The following is a 20,875-nucleotide window of genomic DNA, read 5'->3' as shown; positions in this document are numbered from 1 at the left end:
AACGGAAGTGGCGGAGCCGGAGATCAATTCGGCCGGCTTCACCCACAAGCAGATCCTGGTCATCATGAGCGGCCTGATCATGGGCATGCTGCTGGCGGCCCTGGATCAGACCATCGTGTCGACCTCCATCCGCACCATCGCCGATGAGCTGCACGGCTATTCGGCGCAGGCGTGGGTGACCACCGCCTACCTGATCACCTCGACCCTGGCGACGCCGCTCTACGGCAAGCTCTCGGACATGTACGGCCGCAAGCCCTTCTACCTGGCCGCCATCTCCATCTTCGTGGTCGGCTCACTGGCCTGTTCCATGGCGACCTCCATGTACGAGCTGGCCGCCTTCCGGGCCTTCCAGGGCCTGGGCGCGGGTGGTCTGATGTCGCTGGCGCTGACCATCATGGGCGACATCGTGTCCCCGCGGGAGCGCGCCCGCTACCAGGGCTACTTCCTGGCCGTGTTCGGCACCTCCAGCGTGGTCGGCCCGGTCGTCGGCGGCATCCTGTCGGGCACCGACCAGATCCTCGGCGTCACCGGCTGGCGCTGGGTGTTCCTGGTGAACGTGCCGGTCGGCATCATCGCGCTGGCCGTGGTGACCCGCGTGCTCAAGCTGCCCAAGCGCCCCGTCACCAAGGTGCCGATCGACTGGATGGGCATCTCGGCGCTGATCGTCGGCCTGGTGCCGCTGCTGGTGGTCGCCGAGCAGGGCCGCGAATGGGGCTGGACCAGCAGCCATTCCATCCTCTGCTACGCACTGGGCGCGATCGGCGTGCTGTCCTTCATCGCGGTCGAGGCCAGGCAGGGCGACGCGGCGCTGATCCCGCTGCGCATGTTCAAGAACTCCACCTTCGCCCTCGGCGTGGTCATCTCGGTGGTGGTCGGTGCGGCCATGTTCGGCGGCATCACCCTGCTGCCGCAGTACCTGCAGGTGGTGCAGGGCGCGAGCCCGACCAAGGCGGGTCTGCTGATGCTGCCGCTGGTGGCGGGCATGATGACCGGCTCGATCCTGGCCGGTCAGCTGATCGCCCGGACCGGGCGGTACAAGTACTTCCCGCCGGTGGGCGCGGCGCTGCTGACCTTGGGCCTGTTCCTGCTGCACCTGGTGTCGGCCGACACCGAGCTGTGGGTCGTCATGATCTTCATGGCCATCACCGGCTTCGGCCTCGGCAACCTGATGCAGCCGCTGACCCTGGCGCTGCAGAACGCGCTGCCGCCCAAGGACATGGGCGTGTCCACCGCGGCCGCGACCTTCTTCCGGCAGATCGGCGGCACCCTGGGTGTGGCGGTGTTCCTGTCGGTGCTGTTCACCCAGCTGGCTCCGAACATCACCACCTCGCTGGAGAGCGTCCGGACCGACCAGGCCTACACGCAGGCCGCCGGGGACGCGGTGAAGGGCCCCGACTCGGTCGACAAGAAGGTCGTCCTCGGCCTGTCGAACCAGGAGACCGCGCCGGCGGTCGTGGGCCAGGTGCTCAACGACAGCTCGGTGATCCAGCAGCTGAACCCGACGCTGGCGCACCCCTTCAAGGAGGGCTTCGCCAAGTCCATGGACCGGGTGTTCCTGTCGGCCACCTTCGTGGCGCTGCTCGGATTCATCCTGGTGCTGTTCTGGAAAGAGGTGCCGCTGCGCAGCGCAGGTGGCATCCAGGCCAGAAAGGAAGCCATCGAGACGGCGGACGCCGCCGCGGTCTGACCGGCCGGACGACCATCGAATCGGCAATGCCCCCGACGCGAAGACGCGGCGGGGGCATTGCCCTTTCACAATTCGGCCGAATTTCTGTGAGTTACTTGGGAGCGCGCAGTGAGCTTGTTGTGAACCTTTTGTCCGCAAGGTCCGATACGAACCCGAGGATGTGATGCGGTTTATGTCTCACCATCGGCGAATTCGCACGGCCGTCGCCGCCGGAGCGCTGGTACTGGCACTGGGATCCGCCCCGCTGACGATGGCGCTCGCGACGGCCGCGCCGGTGCACGCCGCTCCGGTCAATCCGAGCTTCCCCGACCCGGGCGCCCCGGGCGGCGGGCAGCAGCCGAAGAAGGACGAGCGCATCGACAAGGCGGAGAAGCTCGGCGGCAACATCATCACCAGGATGATCGACTCGATGGCCGACACCCTGAAGTGCACGCTCAATATCGGGCTGCCGACCGTGAAGTGCGGTTGAGACGAACTCTCGAAGCTCCCGTGCCCCGCCGCATTCCGCGGCGGGGCACGGTGTTGGAACGGGAAGGAAGGCGTTCAGATCAGGCTGATCTGACCGGCCTGTTCGTCCACCTGCGCCAGCAGCTCGGGGCCGTTGTTCTTGACGCTGTTGACCAGCGACGGCACTTCGCGCACCAGAATGTCCGAAACCGCTGCGGGGCAAGGCGTTTCCAGCAGCGATTCGGGAGCGGGGTGGTCCGGGTCCAGCCACGCGTCCCAGTGCTCGCGCGGCATCGGCAGGGGCATGCGGTCGTGCACCTTGGTCAGATCGCCGACCGCATCGGTGGTCAGGATCGTGCAGGACAGCAGGGGCTGCGCCTCGTCGCCCTGGGCGCGGTCACGCCAGACCGACCAGAGACCCGCCATATAGAGGCGTCCCCCGTCGGCGCGGGACATGAAATACGGCCGCTTGACGGCCTTTCCGAGCGCATCGGCCTCGGTGACCCACTCGTACCAGCCGTCCATGGGCACCAGGCAGCGGCGCTTCTTCACCGCATCGCGGAAGGAGGCGGTGGTGGCGGCCTTGTCGGCGCGGGCATTGAACAGCGGTTTGCCCTTGACCGGGATCCCGGGCTCGGCGGCCTTGGTCCAGGGCGGGATCAGGCCCCAGCGCATGGCCCGGATGCGCAGGGTGGCCGGGTCCTCCGGGTGGTCGCGGTCGTGGCGTTCGACGACCGTGAGCACCTGATTGGTGGGGGCCACGTTGTAATTCGGATCGAAGCCCTTGGCGCCGGTCTCGTCGATAGCGTCGAGCTCGACGGCCAGCTTCGCGGGATTCGTCGTGGTCGCGTATCTACCGCACATGACGACCATGCTGCCACCGGGTGCCGACAGTCTCCAGAAGTGAATCGCCCACGATGTGATGGCAATTGACATCACATGGACGGTATGAGACGTTCGTCTCATCACACTCTCATCAAGGGACGCCGCCAATCATGACTGCAACCGAAACCGCCCCGCTCGATCAGGCCGACACGCTGACTTCGGTCAACCCTGCCACCGGCGAGGCCCTCGCCACCTACAAGATCGATGATGAGGCGGCGGTGCGCGCGGCCGTCGCCAAGGCCCGGACCGCCGCCGCCACCTGGGGCGCGCTGACCTACGCCGAGCGCAAGAAGCACATTCTGCGCTGGGGCAGCAAGCTGGTCGAGAAGTCCGACGAGCTCAGTGAGCTCATCCACGCCGAGAACGGCAAGCCCCTCGACGACGCCTTCCTCGAGCTCATGCTGGCCCTCGAGCACATCAAGTGGGCCGCGTCCAATGCCAAGAAGGTGCTCGAGCCCAAGAAGGTCGCGCCCGGCGCGTTCATGGCCAATTTCGCCGCCCACCTGGAGTACCGCCCGCTCGGCGTGGTCGGCGTGATCGGGCCGTGGAACTACCCGATCTACACCCCGAACGGCTCCATCGCCTACGCCCTGGCCGCCGGCAACTGCGTGGTCTTCAAGCCGAGCGAATTCTCCACCGGCATCGGCAATTTCGTGGCCAAGGCGTTCGCCGAGGCGAATCCGGAACTGCCGGACGGCGTCTTCATCACCATCAACGGCTACGGCGCGACCGGTGCGGCGCTGGTCAAGTCGGGCGTCGACAAGCTGGCCTTCACCGGATCCACCGCGACCGGCAAGAAGATCATGGCCGCCGCCGCCGAGACCCTCACCCCGGTGCTGCTGGAGTGCGGCGGCAAGGACGCGGTGATCGTGGCCGCGGACGCCGACATCAAGGCCGCCGCCGACGCGGTCGCCTGGGGCGCCACCGCCAATTCCGGCCAGACCTGCGCGGGCGTGGAGCGGGTGTACGTGGACAAGTCGGTCGCCGACGAGTTCGTCGCCGAGGTCAAGCGCATCCTCACCGACATCAAGCCGGGTTCGGACGCCAAGGCCTCCTACGGTCCGATGACCATGCCCAGCCAGGTCGACATCGTGCGCCGGCACATCGACGACGCGCTGAAGAACGGCGGCAAGGCCGTGCTGGGCGGGCCCGAATCGGTCAAGGGGCCCTTCATCGAACCGGTCGTGCTGGTCGACGTGGACGAGTCCTCGGATGCGGTGTGCGAGGAGACCTTCGGACCGACCGTCACCATCCGCACCGTCAACGGTGTGGACGAGGCCGTGGAGCTGACCAACAAGAGCAAGTACGGGCTCGGGTCCGCGGTGTACTCGAAGAACCAGGGCATGGAGATCGCCCGGCGCCTCCAGGTCGGCTGCACCTCGGTGAACTCGGTGCTGTCCTACGCGGCGATCTCGGGGCTGCCGTTCGGCGGCGTGCGCGACTCCGGCATCGGCCGCATCCACGGTGCGCCGGGCCTGCTGGAATTCTCGCGTCCGCACTCGATCGCGGTGCAGCGCTTCGCGATTCCCGGCATGGCGCTGCTGTCCTACACCCGTACCGACCGGACCATGAAGCTGCTGCGCAAGATCGTGCCGCTGATTCACGGGCGCGCCAAGTAGGGAGAGCGCTCAGCCTGAAATGCCGGGCGCCACAGGCAGTCGATGCCGGTCTCCACCACGGAGACCGGCATCGCGCGTTCACTGAGCCGGTGGCAAGGGCGTGGGGGTGAAGAACTCTTCGAGCGGCGTGGGACCGGTGTAGCGCTGACAGTTGCAGCGCGCCCAGGCTTTGATGCCGACGCCGGTCTTACGGAAGGTCTCGGCGTGGCAATGACCCGCTTCGCGGTCGTGCAGGGCGAGGTCGTGGCCGCAGCCGCAGACGGCCGGGCCGGCCGCGGTGCCGGGTTTGCTGCGGCGGGAGCCGAATCGGCCCGCGAGCCAGCCGCCGCCGACGAGCGCGCCACCGATCATGAGACTGATGGGATCGATCACCCGACCAGTATACGTACTCATATACGTATACGCCCGGGCTTTTCCATGCCCGACGGAACAACCGATCTGGCGAGTCCGGGGTAACTCATCGGGTACGGACTCGGTCGGGCACGGCACCCGACCGCCGGGCCGCAACGCAAGTCCCGTGAGAATTATCGGTCGGTGAAAAGGCTCGGGGAGCCGGGAGTGCGAAGATGGCCATGTGACTTTCTGGCCCGCGCCCCATGTCCGAGTTCCCGTGCACGCGACCGTGACCCTGCCCGGGTCCAAATCCATTACCAATCGGGCGCTGATCCTCGCCGCGCTGGCGGATCGGCCGTCCACCATCACCGGCGCGCTGCGCAGCCGGGACACCAACCTCATGATCGCGGGGTTGCGGGCCATGGGCACCGGCATCGAGGGCGAGGGCGAGACGCTCACCGTCACCCCGCCCGCCGAATTCACCAGCGCCATGGTCGATTGCGGGCTCGCGGGCACCGTCATGCGCTTCCTGCCGCCGGTGGCGGCGCTGGCCCGCGGCGATGTCGCCTTCGACGGCGACGAGCAGGCGCGGGTGCGGCCACTCGGCACGATCCTGGACGCGCTGCGCGCACTGGGCCTCGACATCGACGGCAACCAGCTGCCCTTCGTGGTGCACGGCATGGGCGCGCTGCGCGGCGGTCCGGTCACCATCGACGCCTCGGGCTCCTCGCAGTTCGTGTCCGGGCTGCTGCTGTCGGCGGCGCGGTTCGAGCAGGGCGTCACCGTGAACCACGACGGCGCGGCGCTGCCGTCCATGCCGCACATCGAGATGACCGTGGAGATGCTGCGGCGGGCCGACGTTCGCGTCGACGCGCCCAACGATCCGCGCAAGGCGCAGACCTGGACCGTGGCCCCCGGCCCGATCCGGGCGGTGGACTGGGAGGTCGAGCCGGACCTGTCCAATGCCACCCCGTTCCTGGCGGCGGCGGCCGTCACCGGCGGCGAGGTGAGCATTCCGCACTGGCCGCGGCTCACCACCCAGCCGGGCGACGTGATCCGGGAGATCCTGGTACGCATGGGCGCCGAGGCGCGCTTCTTCGACAGCGTGCTCACCGTGCGCGGGCCCGAGCGCCTGGCCGGCATCGACATCGACCTGCACGACGTGGGCGAGCTGACCCCGACCGTGGCCGCCCTTGCGGCACTGGCGGATTCGCCGTCCCGGCTGCGCGGCATCGCGCACCTGCGCGGGCACGAGACCGACCGGCTGGCCGCGCTCGCCACCGAGATCAACCGGCTGGGCGGCAAGGTCACCGAGACCGAGGACGGGCTGGCCATCGTGCCCAACCCGCTCACCGGCGGGCAGTGGCGCTCCTACGCCGACCACCGGATGGCCACCGCCGGCGCAATCATCGGCCTGGTGACGCCGGGTGTGGAGATCGAGGACATCGGCACCACCGCCAAGACGCTGCCGAACTTCGTCGACCTCTGGGACAGCATGCTCGGCTCGTCGGGAGCAGACCACTGAGGCGGCGCGAGTACGACGAGTCCGATGTCCGGGTGCGCCCGGGCAAGGGCTCGCGTCCGCGCACCAAGACCCGGCCGCAGCACCTGGATGCCGAAGCGGCCATGGTGGTTTCGGTGGACCGCGGACGCTGGGGGTGCGTGCTGGACGGGGATCCGGACCGGCCGCTGACGGCCATGCGGGCGCGCGAGCTCGGCCGCACGCCGATCGTGGTCGGCGATCAGGTGGACGTGGTCGGCGACCTGTCCGGCAAGCCCGACACCCTGGCCCGCATCGTGCGGGTGGTCGATCGGCGAACGGTGTTGCGCCGCACCGCCGATGACACCGATCCGTTCGAGCGCGTGGTGGTGGCCAATGCCGAGCAGCTGTTCATCGTGGTGGCGCTGGCCGATCCGCCACCGCGTACCGGATTCGTGGAGCGGGCCATGGTGGCGGCGTATGTCGGTGGGCTGCAACCGATTCTGTGCCTGACCAAGCACGATCTGGCCGCCGACTCCGAATTCGCCTCGGCCTTCGAGGATTTGGATCTGACCATCGTCTACGGCGGCATCGAGGATCCGCTGGAGCCGGTGCTGGACCTGCTGGACGACAGGCTGACCGCGTTCATCGGGCACTCCGGGGTGGGCAAGTCGACCCTGGTGAACCGGCTGGTTCCGGAGGCGGAGCGCGCCGTCGGCGAGGTGTCCGGGGTCGGCAAGGGCCGGCACACCTCGACCCAGTCGGTGGCGCTGCCGCTGCCCGATGGCGGCTGGGTCGTCGACACGCCCGGTGTGCGCTCGTTCGGCCTGGCGCACATCACCCCCGACGACGTCATCCAGGCGTTCTCCGATCTGGCCGACGCCATCGAGAACTGCCCGCGCGGCTGCACCCACCTGGGCCCGCCCGCCGACCCGGAGTGCGCGCTCGACGAACTGCCCGGCAAGGAGCTCCGGGTCGCTGCCATCCGCCGCCTGCTCACCGCGCTCAATTCGAACGATCCGTGGTTCCGGGGCAGCAGCGACACCTGAAGCTAGCCCTGAGTTAGCTGGAAAATCGCCCATTCGATACCTTTTGTGCATAACCGGCACGAAGGGATGGTCATGAGCGAAGAACTTCCCGAGTTGCGGCACGCCAACGGGCGGCGGCACAGCGATGTCCGGCCCGCACCCGACGAGGCCGATCGATCGGGGCGGGAACAGGACGATTCCGGGCCGCTGGACCAGGACGAGACCCTGCCGTCCGCGCATCCGGACGACCGGTCCCCGGCCGGCGCGCACGATTGGCAGGACGACTGGGATCGGGCGCGCTGGGCGCCCTAGCAACATAATCGGGGCATGGCATTCGCTGAATGGCGGCGCCGGCCCGAGGCGCCCGCCCGCTGGAACCCGCTCCCGCGGCTGGGCCGCGGCCTGGCCCGCCACCGGACCATCATGCGCATCGCACCGGCGGTGTTCGCGCTCGAACGCTTCACGCGGCGAGCAACACACGGCCGCAAGGGAATACTCGATGTCGCGGGCCTGCCCGCGCTGCAGCTCACGGTGGCCGGGCGCCGCACCGGCCTGCCGCGCACGGTCAGCCTGCTCTACGTCCCGGACCCGTACGACGAGAAGCGCTTCCTGATCGTCTCGTCGAACTGGGGCCTGCCCGAACAGCCGTCCTGGTCGGCCAATCTGCGTGGCGCCGAACGGGCCGAACTGCTGGTCCGCGGGGAACGGTTCCCGGTCGAGGTGCGGCAGCTGACGGGCGCCGAACGGGATCGCGCGTGGCGGCGGGCGCTGGAGTTCTGGCCGGGTTACGCCATGGAGCAGCGACTCGCGGGCACTCGCCGGTTCCGGCTGTTCGAGCTCACCCGGACCTGATCCGAAAATTGCTGCTGGACATTAGCTGTCAGCGTTCGCGGCGGCCGGAACCACGCCTCAGTGCGGGCGCGTCAGGCGCATGCCATTGTCGAAGTCGATGCCCCGCAGCTCGGAACGGCTGGTGAGACCGAGCTTCTCGAGAATCCGGGACATGTGGTGCCCGACCGTGCGCGGGCTGACGAACAGTTCCGCGCCGATCTCCCGATTGGTGAGCCCCTGGGCGGCCAGCCGGGCCACCTGGGACTCCTGCGCGGTGAGCGGTGTCGAGCCGGCGCCGGGCTTGGCGCCGGTGCCGGTGAGCTCCAGCTCGGAGCGGGTGCGGGTGGCCCAGGCGGTGGCGCCCATGAGGTCGAAAGCGTCGGCGGCGGCGCGCAATTGCTCGGCGGCGTCGCGGCGGCGGCGGACCCGGCGCAGCCACTTGCCGTAGAGCAGCTGGGTACGGGCGCGGCCGAAGCTGGTATGCCGGGTGTCGCCGACCGCCAGGGCACGGCGGTAGTAGTGCTCGGCGCGGTCTTCGTCGGCCAGCAGCGCCCGGCAGGCATAGGCGGTCGTCAGTGCCCAGCGAGCTCGCGTGCGCCGCGTCCAGGCCGCGATCAGCTCCGCGTACTCGGCCGCCTCGTCGAAACGGCCCACGCGGCAGGCGGCCTCGACCGTGTCGAGGGTGGCCAGCCGGGCCGGCGTGGGATGCGCGGCCTCGTGGCCGGGCAGGTAGAGCGCGCGCAGGCGGCGATAGGCCGACTCGGCATCCCCGGCGGTCAGCGAGTGGAAGCCGTGATGCCAGTACGCGCCGCCGATCAGCGCCGACACCGCGTGCGGGCGGGCCAGGGCCAGCGCGCGATCCACGCTGTCGGCCACCGTGTCCGCGTCGCCGCGCTGGGCGGCCAGCCGGGCCCGCAGGTTCCAGCACTGGGCCAGGATATTGCCCGCGCCCGCGCCCGCGGCCAGGTCGAACGCCTCGGCCAGGGTGCTCTCCCCCGCCTCCCAGTGACCGGTGGCGAACTGCACCACGGCCAGTTGCGGCAGCACGCCGAGCGTGGCCGGCCGGCCGGCCGAATCGCGCAGGCCCCCGGCCACTCTGAGGTACGGCTCCAGCGCCCGCTCGGCCAGACCCCACTCGAGCAACTGCCCGGCCGGCGGCAGCAGACGTGCGGCCGCGATGGGCGAGGACGCGGCCCCGGCCGCTTCGAGCTGACCGTCCAGCGGCAGGTCCGCGGCGCGGCCCACCGACCAGGCCGCCCGGTCGGCGAGCAGCCGCAGGCCGGCCGCGAGGCCGGTGCCGCCGCCCTGCCATCGCGAATCCGGGCTCACGGCAGCGGTTTCCGGCCTCGCGGCGGATGCGCGGACGGCCTCGGCATCACGCAGCAGCAGGATGTGCGCCTGGGCCGGGTCGCCGGTGACGAATTCCAGCAGGCCGGGCAGGCCGCCGCTGGCCGCGGCGATGGCGGCGGGCGTGGTGCGGGTCTCGGCGAGAGCGAGCAGACGCTGCGCCGACTCGATATCACCGCCCTCCCAGGCGAATCGGGCCGCTCCGGCCAGCCGCACTCCGGCGGTGTCCGGGTCCGGGGTGATGGCCGCGGCGCGGCGCAGCACCGCGGCCGCGGCCAGCGTTCCGGCGCGGGCCCGCACCCGCTCGACACCGTCGGCGAGCGACTGTGCCAGCGTGGGATTCGGGCCATCGAGGACGGCGGCCAGCTGCCAGGTGCGCAGGTCGGCGTTCTCGGGGCCCGGCAGGGCATCGGCCAGGGCCAGGTGGACGGTGCGGCGCTCGGCCGTGGACGCGGCGTCGTAGGCCGCGCCGCAGAGCAGACGGTGCCGCATTTCGACGCGCCCGTCGGTGACCGTGAGCAGCCCGGCCGCCACCGCCGACTCCCAATCCGCCGCGGTGACACCGAGTTCGGTCGCGGCCGTCGCGACCGGGCACAGCGTGCCCCCATCCGCCGCGGCCACCACGGTCAGCAGGATCCGCACCCGCGGCTCCAGGGCGGCCAGCCGATCGGCGAAGGCGGCACGCAGCCGCGGACCGAAAGGCGCCGGTCCGCAGCCGATTCCGGCGCCGTCCTCGGAGTCGATCGGAAATTCCCGCAGCGCCAGCGGATTGCCGTCGGCCAGTCGCAGCATGCGCGTCGCGCGCGGCTCGCCGATGCCGCCGGAGCGCAGGGCCAGCAGCCGTCGCGCGTGCTCCTCGGTCAGCGGTGCGACGGGCAGCACGGGCAGCGCCTGCCACACCGTGGTGGCCGGGCATTCACGCATGGCGGCCAGCAGCGCCACCCGGACGGCGCCCAGGCGGCGCAGCGCGAAGGTGAGCGCCTGCCCGGTCGCGGCGTCCACCCACTGGGCGTCGTCGACGATGAGCAGCAACGGCCGTTCCCGGGCGACCGTCGCCAGCAGTGTCACCAGGGCCGCGCCCACCAGGAAGCGATCGGCCGGCCCGGCGTCCCGGCCGAGAGCCGCGGCCAGGGCCCGCGCCTGCGGGACGGGCAGCGCGGCGACCCGATCGATCAGCGGGAGCAGCAGTTCGTGCAGCGCGCCGAAATCCAGCTCCGATTCGGCGGGAAATCCACGGCAGGTCACCACTCGAAAATCGGTGGCACGTAGCTCGGCGTCGCGTAACAGTGCGGTTTTTCCGATTCCCGGTTCACCCCACAAGAGCAATCCCCCGCCGCGACCGGCGCGCGCCTCGCTCAATACACGAGACAGTTCGGCCTGTTCTCGCTCCCTCCCCTGGAGCATCCGGATATCGCGCACATTGCAAGCTACCTCGATGCCCGAGAGCCGGACAAACTCGAAGTCGCCGCTGTCCCATCGGCTGAGATCACCTGGGAGATATGCGATTCCGAGTCTTTCATCGATGACCGATACGATGACCGATACAGCGACCGATTTTGATTCGTATACTGTCGGCTAAAATGCTGCACGGATTCGATCCAAAATCGGGCGACTCGCCCAATTCGATATCCATTGCATTCCCATAAGATTGCGTGCTAAACACTCGCCATCAGCTGAATTTCCGCTGATCGATTGATTCCAAGGAGATTTCATGCGCAAGATCCGTGTTCTGGGTGTGGCCGCCGCTGCCGCCGGTCTGCTGTTCGCCGGTGCGGGCCTGGCTTCCGCCGACGGCACCGCCCCGACCACGCCGACCACCGGATCGGCCGAGATCCTCACCAACGTCATCAAGGCGCTGATCACCGGTAGCGCCTCCACCCCGGGCACTACGCCGCCCGCCACCACCGGAAACTGATCCGACCGGTTCCCACGCCGTCCCGGATCGACGCCGAAGGGCGCCGCCGATCCCGGCGGCCAGGGTGCGGACACCGCCGGAAATAGTTAGCCTGCCGAGGTGGAAGACCGTGAGCGCAAGGAATTTTCGCCGCTCCTCGACGACGCCCTCGGACCCGGCGCGCCCGTCACCCCGGAAGTCCGGATAGGGCGCAACGATCCGGAAGGCGTGCTGCCGGAATGCGTGCGCTGTGGAAAGCCCGCCGCCCTACACCTGCGGGCGGTGTGGCTTTCCACCCGCGCCGTGCTCGCCGGAGACACCGATGTGGACAACCTGATCCAGGTACACGCCTGCGGTGGCTGCGCGGGCAGCGTGGCCGGGATGATCCTCATCAACTGGGACCCGCGCTACTGGGGCGAGTCGGTCCACCTGGAATAGTGCCCGGGAGCGTCACTCCGATACGAGAACGTCAGCGCGGCCGCACAATTCGCATGCCATTGTCGAAATCCACGTCGACCAGATCGGTCCGGCCGCTGAGCCCGAGCTTGCCGAACACCCGAGACAGGTGATGGCCCACCGTGCGCGGGCTCAGGAACAGGTCGGTCCCGATCTCCCGGTTGGTCAGGCCCTGCGCCGCCAGCCGCGCGACCCGCAGCTCCTGCGCCGTCAGCACCGAGGTCTCGCCGTGCGCGGTGACCGGTGCGGCCCGGCGGCCGGTCAGCTCGAGTTCCTGCCGGGCGCGCAGCACCCACTGGGCAGCACCCATGCCCTCGAACGCCTCGGCGGCCGTGCGCAATTGCTCGGCCGCGTCGGCGCGCCGCCGGGCCCGGCGCAGCCACTTGCCGTAGAGCAGCTGGGTGCGGACATGATTCAGATCGTGGCGGGTGCGCCGGACGGCCAGCGCACGCCGGAAGTAGTGGCCGGCCCGATCGCCGGAGCACAGCAGGGCCCGGCAGGTGTAGGCGGCCGAGAGCGCCCAATCCGCGCGGGACCGCACCGCCCAATCCCGGATCTCCCCGTAATATTCGAGCGCGTCGGCCTGCCGGCCGACCCGGGTGGCGGCCTCCACCAGCTCCACCGCGGCCAGCCGCGCGTAGGTCGGATGCCGGGCGTCGTGCCCCGGCTGGGCCAGGGTCCGCAACCGCAGGTACGCGGTCTCCGGATCGCCGAGGCTCAGCGCGTGGAAGCCCAGATGCCAGTGCGCCGACGCGATGAGCGCGTGCGACCGGCGCGGCCGCGCCAGCGCCAGCACCCGGTCCGCACTGTCCAGCACCGTGTCCGAATCACCGTGCAGCGCGGCGATCTTCGCGCGCAGGGCCCAGCACTGGGCGAGCACGTTCTCCACCCCGCCCGCAGTGGCCAGTTCGAACGCCTCGGCCAAGGTCTGCTCGGCGGCCGCGAACCGGCCATTGGCGAACTGGATGATCGCCAGCTGCGGTAGTAGCGACACCGCGGCGGGCGCCGAACTGCCCCGCAGGTACGCCGCCGCCTGCGTGTACGGCTCCAGGGCCGCGTCCGCCATTCCCCACAGCAGCACCAGCGGCGCCGGCGGCAGCGGCCGGATCATGGTGTGGAAGCGCGAAATACCCTCCCGCACAGTTATTTCCGCGGGATCCAGATCGAGGACGCCGTGCCCGGCCACCCAGCGCGCGCGTTCGGCGTCGATCCGCAGGAGCACGGCCGTCTCGGGATCCACCAGCTCGGCATCGCGCAGCAGCAGCCGGCTCGCCCGCTCCGGTTCTCCCGCAACGAATTCCAGCAGCCCGGCCAGCCCGCGCCCGGCCACCGCGGCCCGCTCCGGCCCGAGCCGGGCGGTGGCGCGATCGAGCAGGCCGTGCGCGGAGGCGATATCGCCGCCCGCCCAGGCGGATCGACCGGCCGCGGCCAGCCGCTCCCCCGCCCGCTCCGGATCCGGCGTGATGGCGGCGGCCTGCCGCAGCATGGCCGCGGCGGTCATGTGCCCGTGATCCGAGCCGGCGGCAACAGCGGTCAAGGCCGCGGCCAGCTCCTCGTCCGGGCACTCGGCGGCCATGGCCCGGTGCCAGATGTGCAGATCCGCCGTGCCCGGTCCGGTCAGCGCGTCCGCCACGGCCAGCTGCGCGGCGCGGCGCTCGGCGGCCGTGGCGGCATCGTGAACGGCGGCGCACAGCAGGGCGTGGGTGCGTTCCACCCGGCCGTCGCCGACCGTGAGCAGGCCTGCGGCCGTGGCGAATTCCCACGCGGCGTCATCGACGCCGAGGGCCGCCGCGGCGGTGGTCACGATACCCAGCACGCCGCGGGTCTCGGTGGCGGCGACGATCAGCAGCACGCGCACCCCGGCGGGCAGCGCGGCGACGCGATCGCGGAAGGCCGCGCGCAGTCCGGGCCCCAGCGCCATCGGCTCGGGCGCGGTGCCCGCGAGATCACCGACGACATCCGGCAATTCGTGCAGCGCCAGCGGATTGCCGCCGGCTACGTCGAGGATCCGGGCCAGCCGCAACGCGCCCAGCGGGCCGTGCCGCTCGGCGACGAGACGGCGGGCGTCGGCCTCGGGCAGGCCGGTGACCGGCAGCGCGGGCAGTTCCCGCCAGAGCGTGTCGGCCGGATCGTCGCGCAGCGCCACCAGCAGCGTCACCGGCGCCGCGGTCAGCCGGCGGATGGCGAACACGAGCGCCTGCGCCGACTCCGGATCCACCAGCCGGGCCTGGTCCACGACCAGCAGCAGCGGGCCCTCGGCCGCGAGCGCCGACAGCAGCCGCACCAGGGCGGCGCCGACCAGGAAGGCGTCGGCCGCACCGGCGTCCAGGCCGAGCACCACGCCCAGAGCCCGGGACTGGGCGGTGGGCAGCGTCGGCAGCCGGTCGGCCACCGGCAGCAGAAGTTCGTGCAGGGCAGCGAAATTCAGTTCGGATTCGGTGCTCATGCCCTGACAGCGCAGCACCCGGAAATCGGCGGCGCGATCGACGGCGGTGCGCAGCAGCGCGGTCTTGCCGATGGCCGGATCGCCGTACAGCACCAGCGCCGATCCCCGCCCCGAACGGGCCGCCGCGAGAGCGCGATCCAACTGGCTCCGTTCATGTTCCCGCCCGTAAAACCTCAGGTCCTCCCACACATCCGGGAATTTAGCCCAGCTAATAGAGCGCAACCAAGCTACCGCCGAGTAAATGGCACAAAATGTCTCGAATGACGCACATCACAAATTTGAGGGGAGTAATTCAATTAACGCGCAGCCCGGTTCGCGCGATAAAAATGGCCTTGATTGCGATCCCAGCGAAGCTAAAAGGGTACGAATGAGATTCGGATCGGCGACAGGCCGCAACGACCGCGCCCAGAGACCGAATACCCGTTGCCGGGCCGCCGAAACACCTGAGCGGCAGGAAATTTCACCGAAGGCCGACCCGAGCGACCCTGCCGTCGTCCGAATTGTCCGCTTCCTTCGGAATCAGCCCTCTGATTCATTCCCGAAAACGACAGTGCCCCCGGCGATTTCGCCGAGGGCACGGTTTCCGTTCGAGCCGGAGACCGGCGTTCGATCAACGGAAGATGGTCATGTACCACAGGCCGTCGGCGCCCTGATCGCACCGCCACTGCCAGCCGTCCTCGCCGCGCAGCTGCACGCCGCCCGCCTGGAACTGGCCGCCATTGCCGTCGGCGGCGCAGGCGTCGACGGTGGCGTAGTTACCGTCGACCGTCAGGGTCTCCGCGTGCGCGGTCGCGGCGCCCAGCCCGGCGATGCCCAGAGCCATGGCGGTGAGGGCAAAAGTCTTGCGCATGATCGTGATTCCTTCCTGCTCGGCCGCCCCACGGCGACCGGACTGGAACCCATTTCAGCGAACCGATCGTGACTGTTTCATGACCACGCGAAAACCGCTGGTCCAGAGCGGAAAACACTGCGCCCCGGGTGTGAACACCCGGGGCGCAGTGGGTTTCGCTTCGCTCAGTGGCGGCGCTTGGCTCAGTGGCGGCGCTTGGAGCGCGGGGCGCGGTCGGCCTTGCCCTGGGCGCGGGCCGCCTCCCGGCGCTCGCGGCGGGTGCCGCCCTGACCGTCCTCGAGCCCGTACTCGTCACGGTCGCTGCGGATGGCGGCATGACCGCCCTCGTCCGGACCGGAGTAGGACAGGCCGCGCGGACCGGACTCGTCGATGCCCTTGGCGCGCAGGGCCGCCGGAGCGCCATTGCCGTTGGCGGCCGCGTCCTCCTCGGTGGGGAGCGGGCGGTTGCCGACCGGCGACTGCAGGCCCGCGGCCACGTTCACGCCGACCGGCTGCGGCTGCTGCACCTCGACCTGGAGATTGAACAGGAAGCCGACCGACTCCTCCTTGAGGCCGTCGAGCATGGCCGCGAACATGTCGAAGCCCTCGCGCTGGTACTCGACCAGCGGGTCGCGCTGCGCCATGGCGCGCAGGCCGATGCCTTCCTTGAGGTAGTCCATCTCGTAGAGGTGCTCACGCCACTTGCGGTCCAGGACGCTCAACAGGATCTGGCGCTCCAGATTGCGCATGCTGCCCTCGCCCGCGAGGCCGTCGATCTCCGACTCGCGGTTGTCGTAGGCGGCGTGCGCGTCCTCGAGCACCGCGTCCAGCAGCTCCTCGCGGGTCAGCTCGCCCACCTCGCCGCCGTCGCTCTCGCCGGTGAGGTCCTTGTAGTCGATGCCGATGGGGTACAGCGTCTTCAGCGCGCCCCACAGCTTCTCCAGATCCCAGTCCTCGACATAGCCCTCGGCCGTGGCGCCATTGACGTAGGCGGTGATCACGTCGGTGATCATCTCCTGCACCTGGCCCTCCATGTCCTCGCCCTCGAGGATGCGGGCGCGCTCGGCGTAGATCACCATGCGCTGCTGGTTCATGACCTCGTCGTACTTGAGGACGTTCTTGCGGATCTCGAAGTTCTGCTGCTCGACCTGGGTCTGCGCGGACTTGATGGCACGCGAGACCATCTTGGCCTCGATCGGCACATCGTCGGGCAGGTTGAGCCGGGTCATGATCGACTCGAGCGCGGCGCCGTTGAAGCGCCGCATCAGCTCGTCGCCCAGCGACAGGTAGAACCGGGACTCGCCCGGGTCGCCCTGACGGCCGGAACGACCGCGCAGCTGGTTGTCGATGCGCCGCGACTCGTGCCGCTCGGTGCCCAGCACGTAGAGGCCACCCGCGTCGCGGACCGCCTCGGCGTCCTCGTCCACCTGCTCCTTGACCCGCTCGAGGGTCGGGTGCCAGTGGGCCTCGTACTCGTCCGGGGTCTCCACCGGGTCCAGGCCCTGCCGGCGCAGCAGGATGTCGGCGATGATGTCCGGGTTGCCGCCCAGCACGATGTCGGTACCACGGCCGGCCATATTGGTGGCGACGGTGACCGCGCCCGGGCGACCCGCCTCGGCGACGATCTGCGCTTCCTGCTCGTGGAACTTGGCGTTCAGCACGTTGTGCGGGATACCGCGCTTGGTTAGCAGCTTGGACAGGTACTCCGAGCGCTCGACCGAGGTGGTGCCGACCAGGACCGGCTGACCCAGCTCGTGCTTCTCCTGGATGTCGTCGGCGACCGCGGCGAACTTGGCCTCTTCGGTCTTGTAGATCAGATCGGACTGATCCTGACGGACCATCGGCTTGTTGGTGGGGATCGGCACCACACCCAGGCCGTAGGTCTGGTGCAGCTCGGCCGCCTCGGTCTCGGCGGTACCGGTCATGCCCGAGAGCTTGTCGTAGAGACGGAAGTAGTTCTGCAGCGTGATGGTGGCCAGCGTCTGGTTCTCCGGCTGGATCTCCACGCCCTCCTTGGCCTCGATGGCCTGGTGCATGCCCTCGTTGTAGCGGCGGCCCACCAGGATTCGGCCGGTGAACTCGTCGACGATGATGACCTCGCCGCTGCGGACGATGTAGTCCTTGTCCTTGGTGTAGAGCTCCTTCGCCTTGATGGCGTTGTTCAGGTAGCTCACCAGCGGCGAGTTGGCCGCCTCGTACAAGTTGTCGATGCCCAGCTGGTCCTCGACGAATTCGACGCCCGCCTCGTGCACACCGATGGTGCGCTTCTTGATGTCGACCTCGTAGTGCAGGTCCTTCTTCAGCAGCGGCGCGATGCGCGCGAACTCCGCGTACCACTTCGAGGAGGCGTCGGCCGGCCCCGAGATGATGAGCGGGGTGCGGGCCTCGTCGATGAGGATGGAGTCGACCTCGTCGACGATGGCGAAGTTGTGCCCGCGCTGGACCAGATCGTCCAGCGAGTGGGTCATGTTGTCGCGCAGGTAGTCGAAGCCGAACTCGTTGTTGGTGCCGTAGGTGATGTCCGCGGCGTACGCCTCGCGGCGCTCGGCAGGGCTCATGCCGCCCAGGATCACGCCGACCTCGAGACCGAGGAAGCGGTGCACGCGGCCCATCCACTCGGCGTCGCGCTTGGCCAGGTAGTCGTTGACGGTGACGACGTGCACGCCCTCGCCGGAGATGGCGTTGAGGTAGGCGGGCAGCACACAGGTCAGGGTCTTGCCCTCACCGGTCTTCATCTCCGCCACATTGCCGATGTGCAGGGCGCCGCCGCCCATGATCTGCACCTTGTAGTGCTTCTGGTTCAGCACTCGCCAGGACGCTTCCCGCGCGGTCGCGAAGGCTTCGAGCAGCAGTTCGTCGAGGCTCTCGCCGTCGGCGTAGCGCTGCTGGAACTCCGCGGTCTTGGCCTGCAACTCGGCGTCGGTGAGGGCCGTGTACTCCTCGTCGAGGGCGATGACCTCGTCCGCCAGACTTGCCAGCCGCTTGACCGTGCGACCTTCACCAATCCGTAGCAACCTTGAAAAACTCAGCGCAGGCACGGGTCTTGTAGTCCTCTGGTCGGTGTTGTCGGTAGCCCCCACCATGGCGGGAAGCCTGCGCGCGGGCGCGCAATCACTAGCCATGGTAATCCGGAGCCCATCGTAGGTGCTGAACTGCGCGGGCGAGGGCGTGCGTGCTGAGGGAAAGCTGTGAAACCGGGCCGCCCGCAGGGTTGCCCGGGAGCCGATCGGGGCCGCCAGCGACCGTTCAGCGAATGATCTTGCGTCCGAGGCTGATTCGTTACCCCTGCCGTAGGATGTAGGGGGTCCGGCGTGCGGAGGCCTGCGCCCGCGCACCCGGAGCTGGGGACACCGCTGACGGTGTGTGATCTCGGGCAGTGCCGCCCATCCATTCCCCCAGGTGATCGGATTGCGATAGCTTGCCTTCGAAGAATGCCACGGCAACATTTGATGGAAGAACCGCCGGCGCCTAGGCAGGGGGACACTGCGGGCGCAGGCAGGGACTAGGGAGTAGCGGGCAGCGTGATCACCAGACTGACGCCGCAGGACGCGTCGTTCTACCGGCTGGAATCCAGCAGCAACCCCATGCACATCGGTTCCCTGGCCATCCTGCGCAATCCCGCGCCGGCCGGAAACGCGGGGCACGGGCCGCTGGATTATGACCGGCTGGCAACCCTGGTCGAGTCGCGGCTGCCGCTGGTGCCGCTGTACCGCCGCAAGGTGCGGGAGATCCCGTTCACGCTGGGCCGCCCGGTGTGGGTGGACGACAGCCACTTCGACATCACCTATCACATCCGCCGCTCCGCCCTGCCCGAGCCGGGTACCGACGAGCAGCTGCTCGACCTGGTGGCGCGGCTGGCGTCACGCCCCCTCGACCCCTCCCGGCCACTGTGGGAGATGTACCTGGTCGAGGGCCTGTCCGAGGGCCGCTGCGCCATCTTCACCAAGACCCATTCCGCCCTGGTCGACGGGGACAGCGCGCTCGAGATCGGGCATGTGATCCTGGACACCTCGACCGCGCCCCGCGAGGTCGCCGACGACGCCTGGATCGCCCATCGCGAGCCCGCCGACCTCGAACTGCTGCTCGGCGCGGTGCTGCACCTGGCCACCCAGCCGCGTGAGGGCCTGGAGGTGGCCCGCCACCACGTGGCCGAGGCCTTCGCCATGGTCGACGCCACCGGCAAGGCGGTGCAGAAGCTGGTGTCCATGGTCCGGACCGCGGCCATCGGCGCGCCCGACAGCCCCCTGAACACCCGCACCTCGCGCAATCGCCGGTTCGAGGTGGTGCGCACCGATCTCGAGGACTACCGCAAGATCCGCAAGCGGTTCGACTGCTCCATCAACGACGTGATCCTCGCGGTGGTGACGGGGGCGCTGCGCAATTGGCTGCTCTCACGCGGGCAGGTGCTGACCGAGGCCGACGCGCTGCGGGCGGTCGTCCCCATGTCGGTCTATGCCGACGGACCGAACGGTGAGCTCAAACCCGCGGGCCAGGTCACCTCGCTGCTGGTGGATCTGCCGGTGGGCGAACCGAATCCGGTGATCCGCATGGAGCACATCAAGCACGCGACCGAACCCCATTCCCGGCATCAGCTCGGGGTCCGCGCCCGCACGCTGATGCACATGGCCGGATTCGCTCCGGCGAGCCTGCATGCCATGAGCGTGCGGTCGGCGAGTACTTTTGCAGAGCACACGTTCAATCTGGTGATCACCAACGCGCCGGGTCCGCAGCAGCCCATGTACATCGGCGGCGCGCGGATGCTGGAGATGTACCCGGTGTCGCCGCTGCTGCGCTTTCAGGCTCTGAGCATCGGGCTCACGTCCTACGACGGACGGGTGTTCTACGGACTCACCGCCGATCGCGACGCCATGGCGGACATCGCGGTGCTGACCGCTTCGGTGCACGAGTCGATGGAGGAGATGCTCGGTGCCTGCGTCCAGTGAGTCGTCCCGCGTCTCGAAGAAACTACGGGTCTACGTCCCGGCCACGATGCCGATGCTGCGGGAACTGGTCGCCGACCGCGAGATTCGCGCCCTCAACGACACCGCTTTCGCGGTGACGCCGGCGCTGCGCGAGGCCTATGCCTCCGGCGACGACGAGGAGCTGGCCGAGGTCGCCATGGCCGAGGCCGCACGCGCCTCGCTGCGACTGCTCGCCGAGGAACAGGCCGCCGCGGAGGTCCGCGGCGATCGCGCGGGCGACGAATCCGGCGACGAATCCGATCCCGCCCCGGCCGGACCGGTCTTCCGTCGCGCGGTCATCGCCGCCGATGTGGACGGCGCGACCCTGCGCCCGGATCTGGACGACGCCGTGGTGCGGCTGTCCGGCCCGATCGCCTACGACCGCATCGCGTCCATCCACGTGGACCTGGCCGAGGCCGAATCCGAGGTCGCCAAGGCCGTCGAGGTCATCGACGCCGCCGACATGGGCGACGCCGACGCCGAATTCGTGCTCGGCGACGCCGAGGACCACCAGCTCGCCTGGTACGCAGCGCAAGAACTCCCCTTCTTGCTCGATCTCCTGTAATCCCACAGGCAGGTTCGCGTAAACCCACAGGTTCGCGGCCGTCCCGATTCTGGACTGCGGCTGGAAT

General features: G+C 69.5%; 17 protein-coding genes. 11 read left to right on the top strand and 6 right to left on the bottom strand.

Features of this window, described 5'->3' with window-relative positions; all coding sequences use genetic code 11:
* Nucleotides 1-64 precede the first annotated feature (64 nt).
* Together ACFXKA_RS13630 and ACFXKA_RS13625 are read left to right on the top strand one after the other, a co-directional pair.
* A complete protein-coding gene (locus ACFXKA_RS13630) occupies nt 65-1,687 on the top strand; it encodes an MDR family MFS transporter (protein WP_379427465.1) in 1,623 nt (540 codons plus the stop codon).
* 172 nt (nt 1,688-1,859) lie between these two features.
* Nucleotides 1,860-2,156 (top strand): hypothetical protein, encoded by a 297-nt coding sequence (locus ACFXKA_RS13625; protein WP_354833988.1) that lies wholly within the window; start codon nt 1,860-1,862, stop codon nt 2,154-2,156.
* 74 nt (nt 2,157-2,230) lie between these two features.
* Here the strand turns inward: ACFXKA_RS13625 and ACFXKA_RS13620 are convergent, their stop codons facing one another.
* Nucleotides 2,231-2,998, bottom strand: a complete 768-nt coding sequence (locus tag ACFXKA_RS13620; RefSeq protein ID WP_379427464.1) for an SOS response-associated peptidase — start codon at nt 2,996-2,998, stop codon at nt 2,231-2,233.
* Between the two features lie 131 nt (nt 2,999-3,129).
* Here ACFXKA_RS13620 and ACFXKA_RS13615 point away from each other — a divergent pair, with 131 nt between their 5' ends.
* On the top strand, nt 3,130-4,638 hold the full coding sequence (locus tag ACFXKA_RS13615; protein ID WP_379427430.1) for an aldehyde dehydrogenase family protein: 1,509 nt from the start codon (nt 3,130-3,132) through the stop codon (nt 4,636-4,638).
* Nucleotides 4,639-4,716: 78 nt separating this feature from the next.
* Here ACFXKA_RS13615 and ACFXKA_RS13610 read toward each other — a convergent pair whose 3' ends face one another.
* Nucleotides 4,717-5,010: a hypothetical protein gene (locus tag ACFXKA_RS13610; protein ID WP_379427429.1), complete on the bottom strand. Its 294-nt coding sequence runs from the start codon at nt 5,008-5,010 to the stop codon at nt 4,717-4,719.
* 202 nt (nt 5,011-5,212) lie between these two features.
* On the opposite strand from ACFXKA_RS13610, the gene aroA reads away from it, so the two are divergent.
* The 4 genes from aroA (at nt 5,213) to ACFXKA_RS13590 (ending at nt 8,331) form a co-directional block, all read left to right on the top strand.
* Nucleotides 5,213-6,496, top strand: coding sequence for a 3-phosphoshikimate 1-carboxyvinyltransferase (gene aroA / locus ACFXKA_RS13605; protein WP_379427428.1), 1,284 nt, complete (start codon nt 5,213-5,215; stop codon nt 6,494-6,496).
* Nucleotides 6,457-7,500 carry a ribosome small subunit-dependent GTPase A gene (rsgA, locus tag ACFXKA_RS13600; RefSeq protein ID WP_354834138.1) on the top strand — a complete coding sequence of 348 codons (1,044 nt, stop codon included), beginning with the start codon at nt 6,457-6,459 and terminating at the stop codon, nt 7,498-7,500. The genes aroA and rsgA overlap by 40 nt, the downstream gene beginning before the upstream one ends.
* Before the next feature lie 72 nt (nt 7,501-7,572).
* A complete protein-coding gene (locus ACFXKA_RS13595; protein WP_379427427.1) occupies nt 7,573-7,791 on the top strand; it encodes a hypothetical protein in 219 nt (72 codons plus the stop codon).
* A 15-nt stretch (nt 7,792-7,806) separates the two neighbouring features.
* Complete coding sequence (locus ACFXKA_RS13590; protein ID WP_379427426.1) at nt 7,807-8,331, top strand: nitroreductase family deazaflavin-dependent oxidoreductase; 525 nt, start codon at nt 7,807-7,809, stop codon at nt 8,329-8,331.
* A 57-nt stretch (nt 8,332-8,388) separates the two neighbouring features.
* Here ACFXKA_RS13590 and ACFXKA_RS13585 read toward each other — a convergent pair whose 3' ends face one another.
* Nucleotides 8,389-11,061 carry an AAA family ATPase gene (locus tag ACFXKA_RS13585; protein ID WP_379427425.1) on the bottom strand — a complete coding sequence of 891 codons (2,673 nt, stop codon included), beginning with the start codon at nt 11,059-11,061 and terminating at the stop codon, nt 8,389-8,391.
* A 307-nt stretch (nt 11,062-11,368) separates the two neighbouring features.
* On the opposite strand from ACFXKA_RS13585, the gene ACFXKA_RS13580 reads away from it, so the two are divergent.
* Complete coding sequence (locus ACFXKA_RS13580) at nt 11,369-11,572, top strand: hypothetical protein (protein ID WP_379427424.1); 204 nt, start codon at nt 11,369-11,371, stop codon at nt 11,570-11,572.
* Between the two features lie 99 nt (nt 11,573-11,671).
* Nucleotides 11,672-11,989: a hypothetical protein gene (locus ACFXKA_RS13575; protein WP_379427423.1), complete on the top strand. Its 318-nt coding sequence runs from the start codon at nt 11,672-11,674 to the stop codon at nt 11,987-11,989.
* 31 nt (nt 11,990-12,020) lie between these two features.
* On the opposite strand, the gene ACFXKA_RS13570 is transcribed toward ACFXKA_RS13575, so the two are convergent.
* From ACFXKA_RS13570 to secA, 3 genes are all read right to left on the bottom strand, one after another.
* Nucleotides 12,021-14,642, bottom strand: coding sequence for an AAA family ATPase (locus tag ACFXKA_RS13570; protein WP_379427422.1), 2,622 nt, complete (start codon nt 14,640-14,642; stop codon nt 12,021-12,023).
* A gap of 421 nt (nt 14,643-15,063) precedes the next feature.
* Nucleotides 15,064-15,303: a hypothetical protein gene (locus ACFXKA_RS13565; protein WP_354833969.1), complete on the bottom strand. Its 240-nt coding sequence runs from the start codon at nt 15,301-15,303 to the stop codon at nt 15,064-15,066.
* A 182-nt stretch (nt 15,304-15,485) separates the two neighbouring features.
* Entirely contained in the window at nt 15,486-18,320 is a 2,835-nt protein-coding gene (gene secA / locus ACFXKA_RS13560) for a preprotein translocase subunit SecA (protein ID WP_379427421.1), read from the bottom strand.
* A 483-nt stretch (nt 18,321-18,803) separates the two neighbouring features.
* Here secA and ACFXKA_RS13555 point away from each other — a divergent pair, with 483 nt between their 5' ends.
* Entirely contained in the window at nt 18,804-20,225 is a 1,422-nt protein-coding gene (locus tag ACFXKA_RS13555) for a wax ester/triacylglycerol synthase family O-acyltransferase (protein WP_379427420.1), read from the top strand.
* Between the two features lie 46 nt (nt 20,226-20,271).
* A complete protein-coding gene (locus tag ACFXKA_RS13550; RefSeq protein WP_354834135.1) occupies nt 20,272-20,808 on the top strand; it encodes a DUF6912 family protein in 537 nt (178 codons plus the stop codon).
* Nucleotides 20,809-20,875 lie beyond the last annotated feature (67 nt).

The sequence above is a fragment of the Nocardia sp. NPDC059228 genome (assembly GCF_042754245.1).
Classification (GTDB): domain Bacteria; phylum Actinomycetota; class Actinomycetes; order Mycobacteriales; family Mycobacteriaceae; genus Nocardia.
Note: the sequence above shows the minus strand (reverse complement) of the source record. Positions and strands in the feature narration are given on the sequence as shown.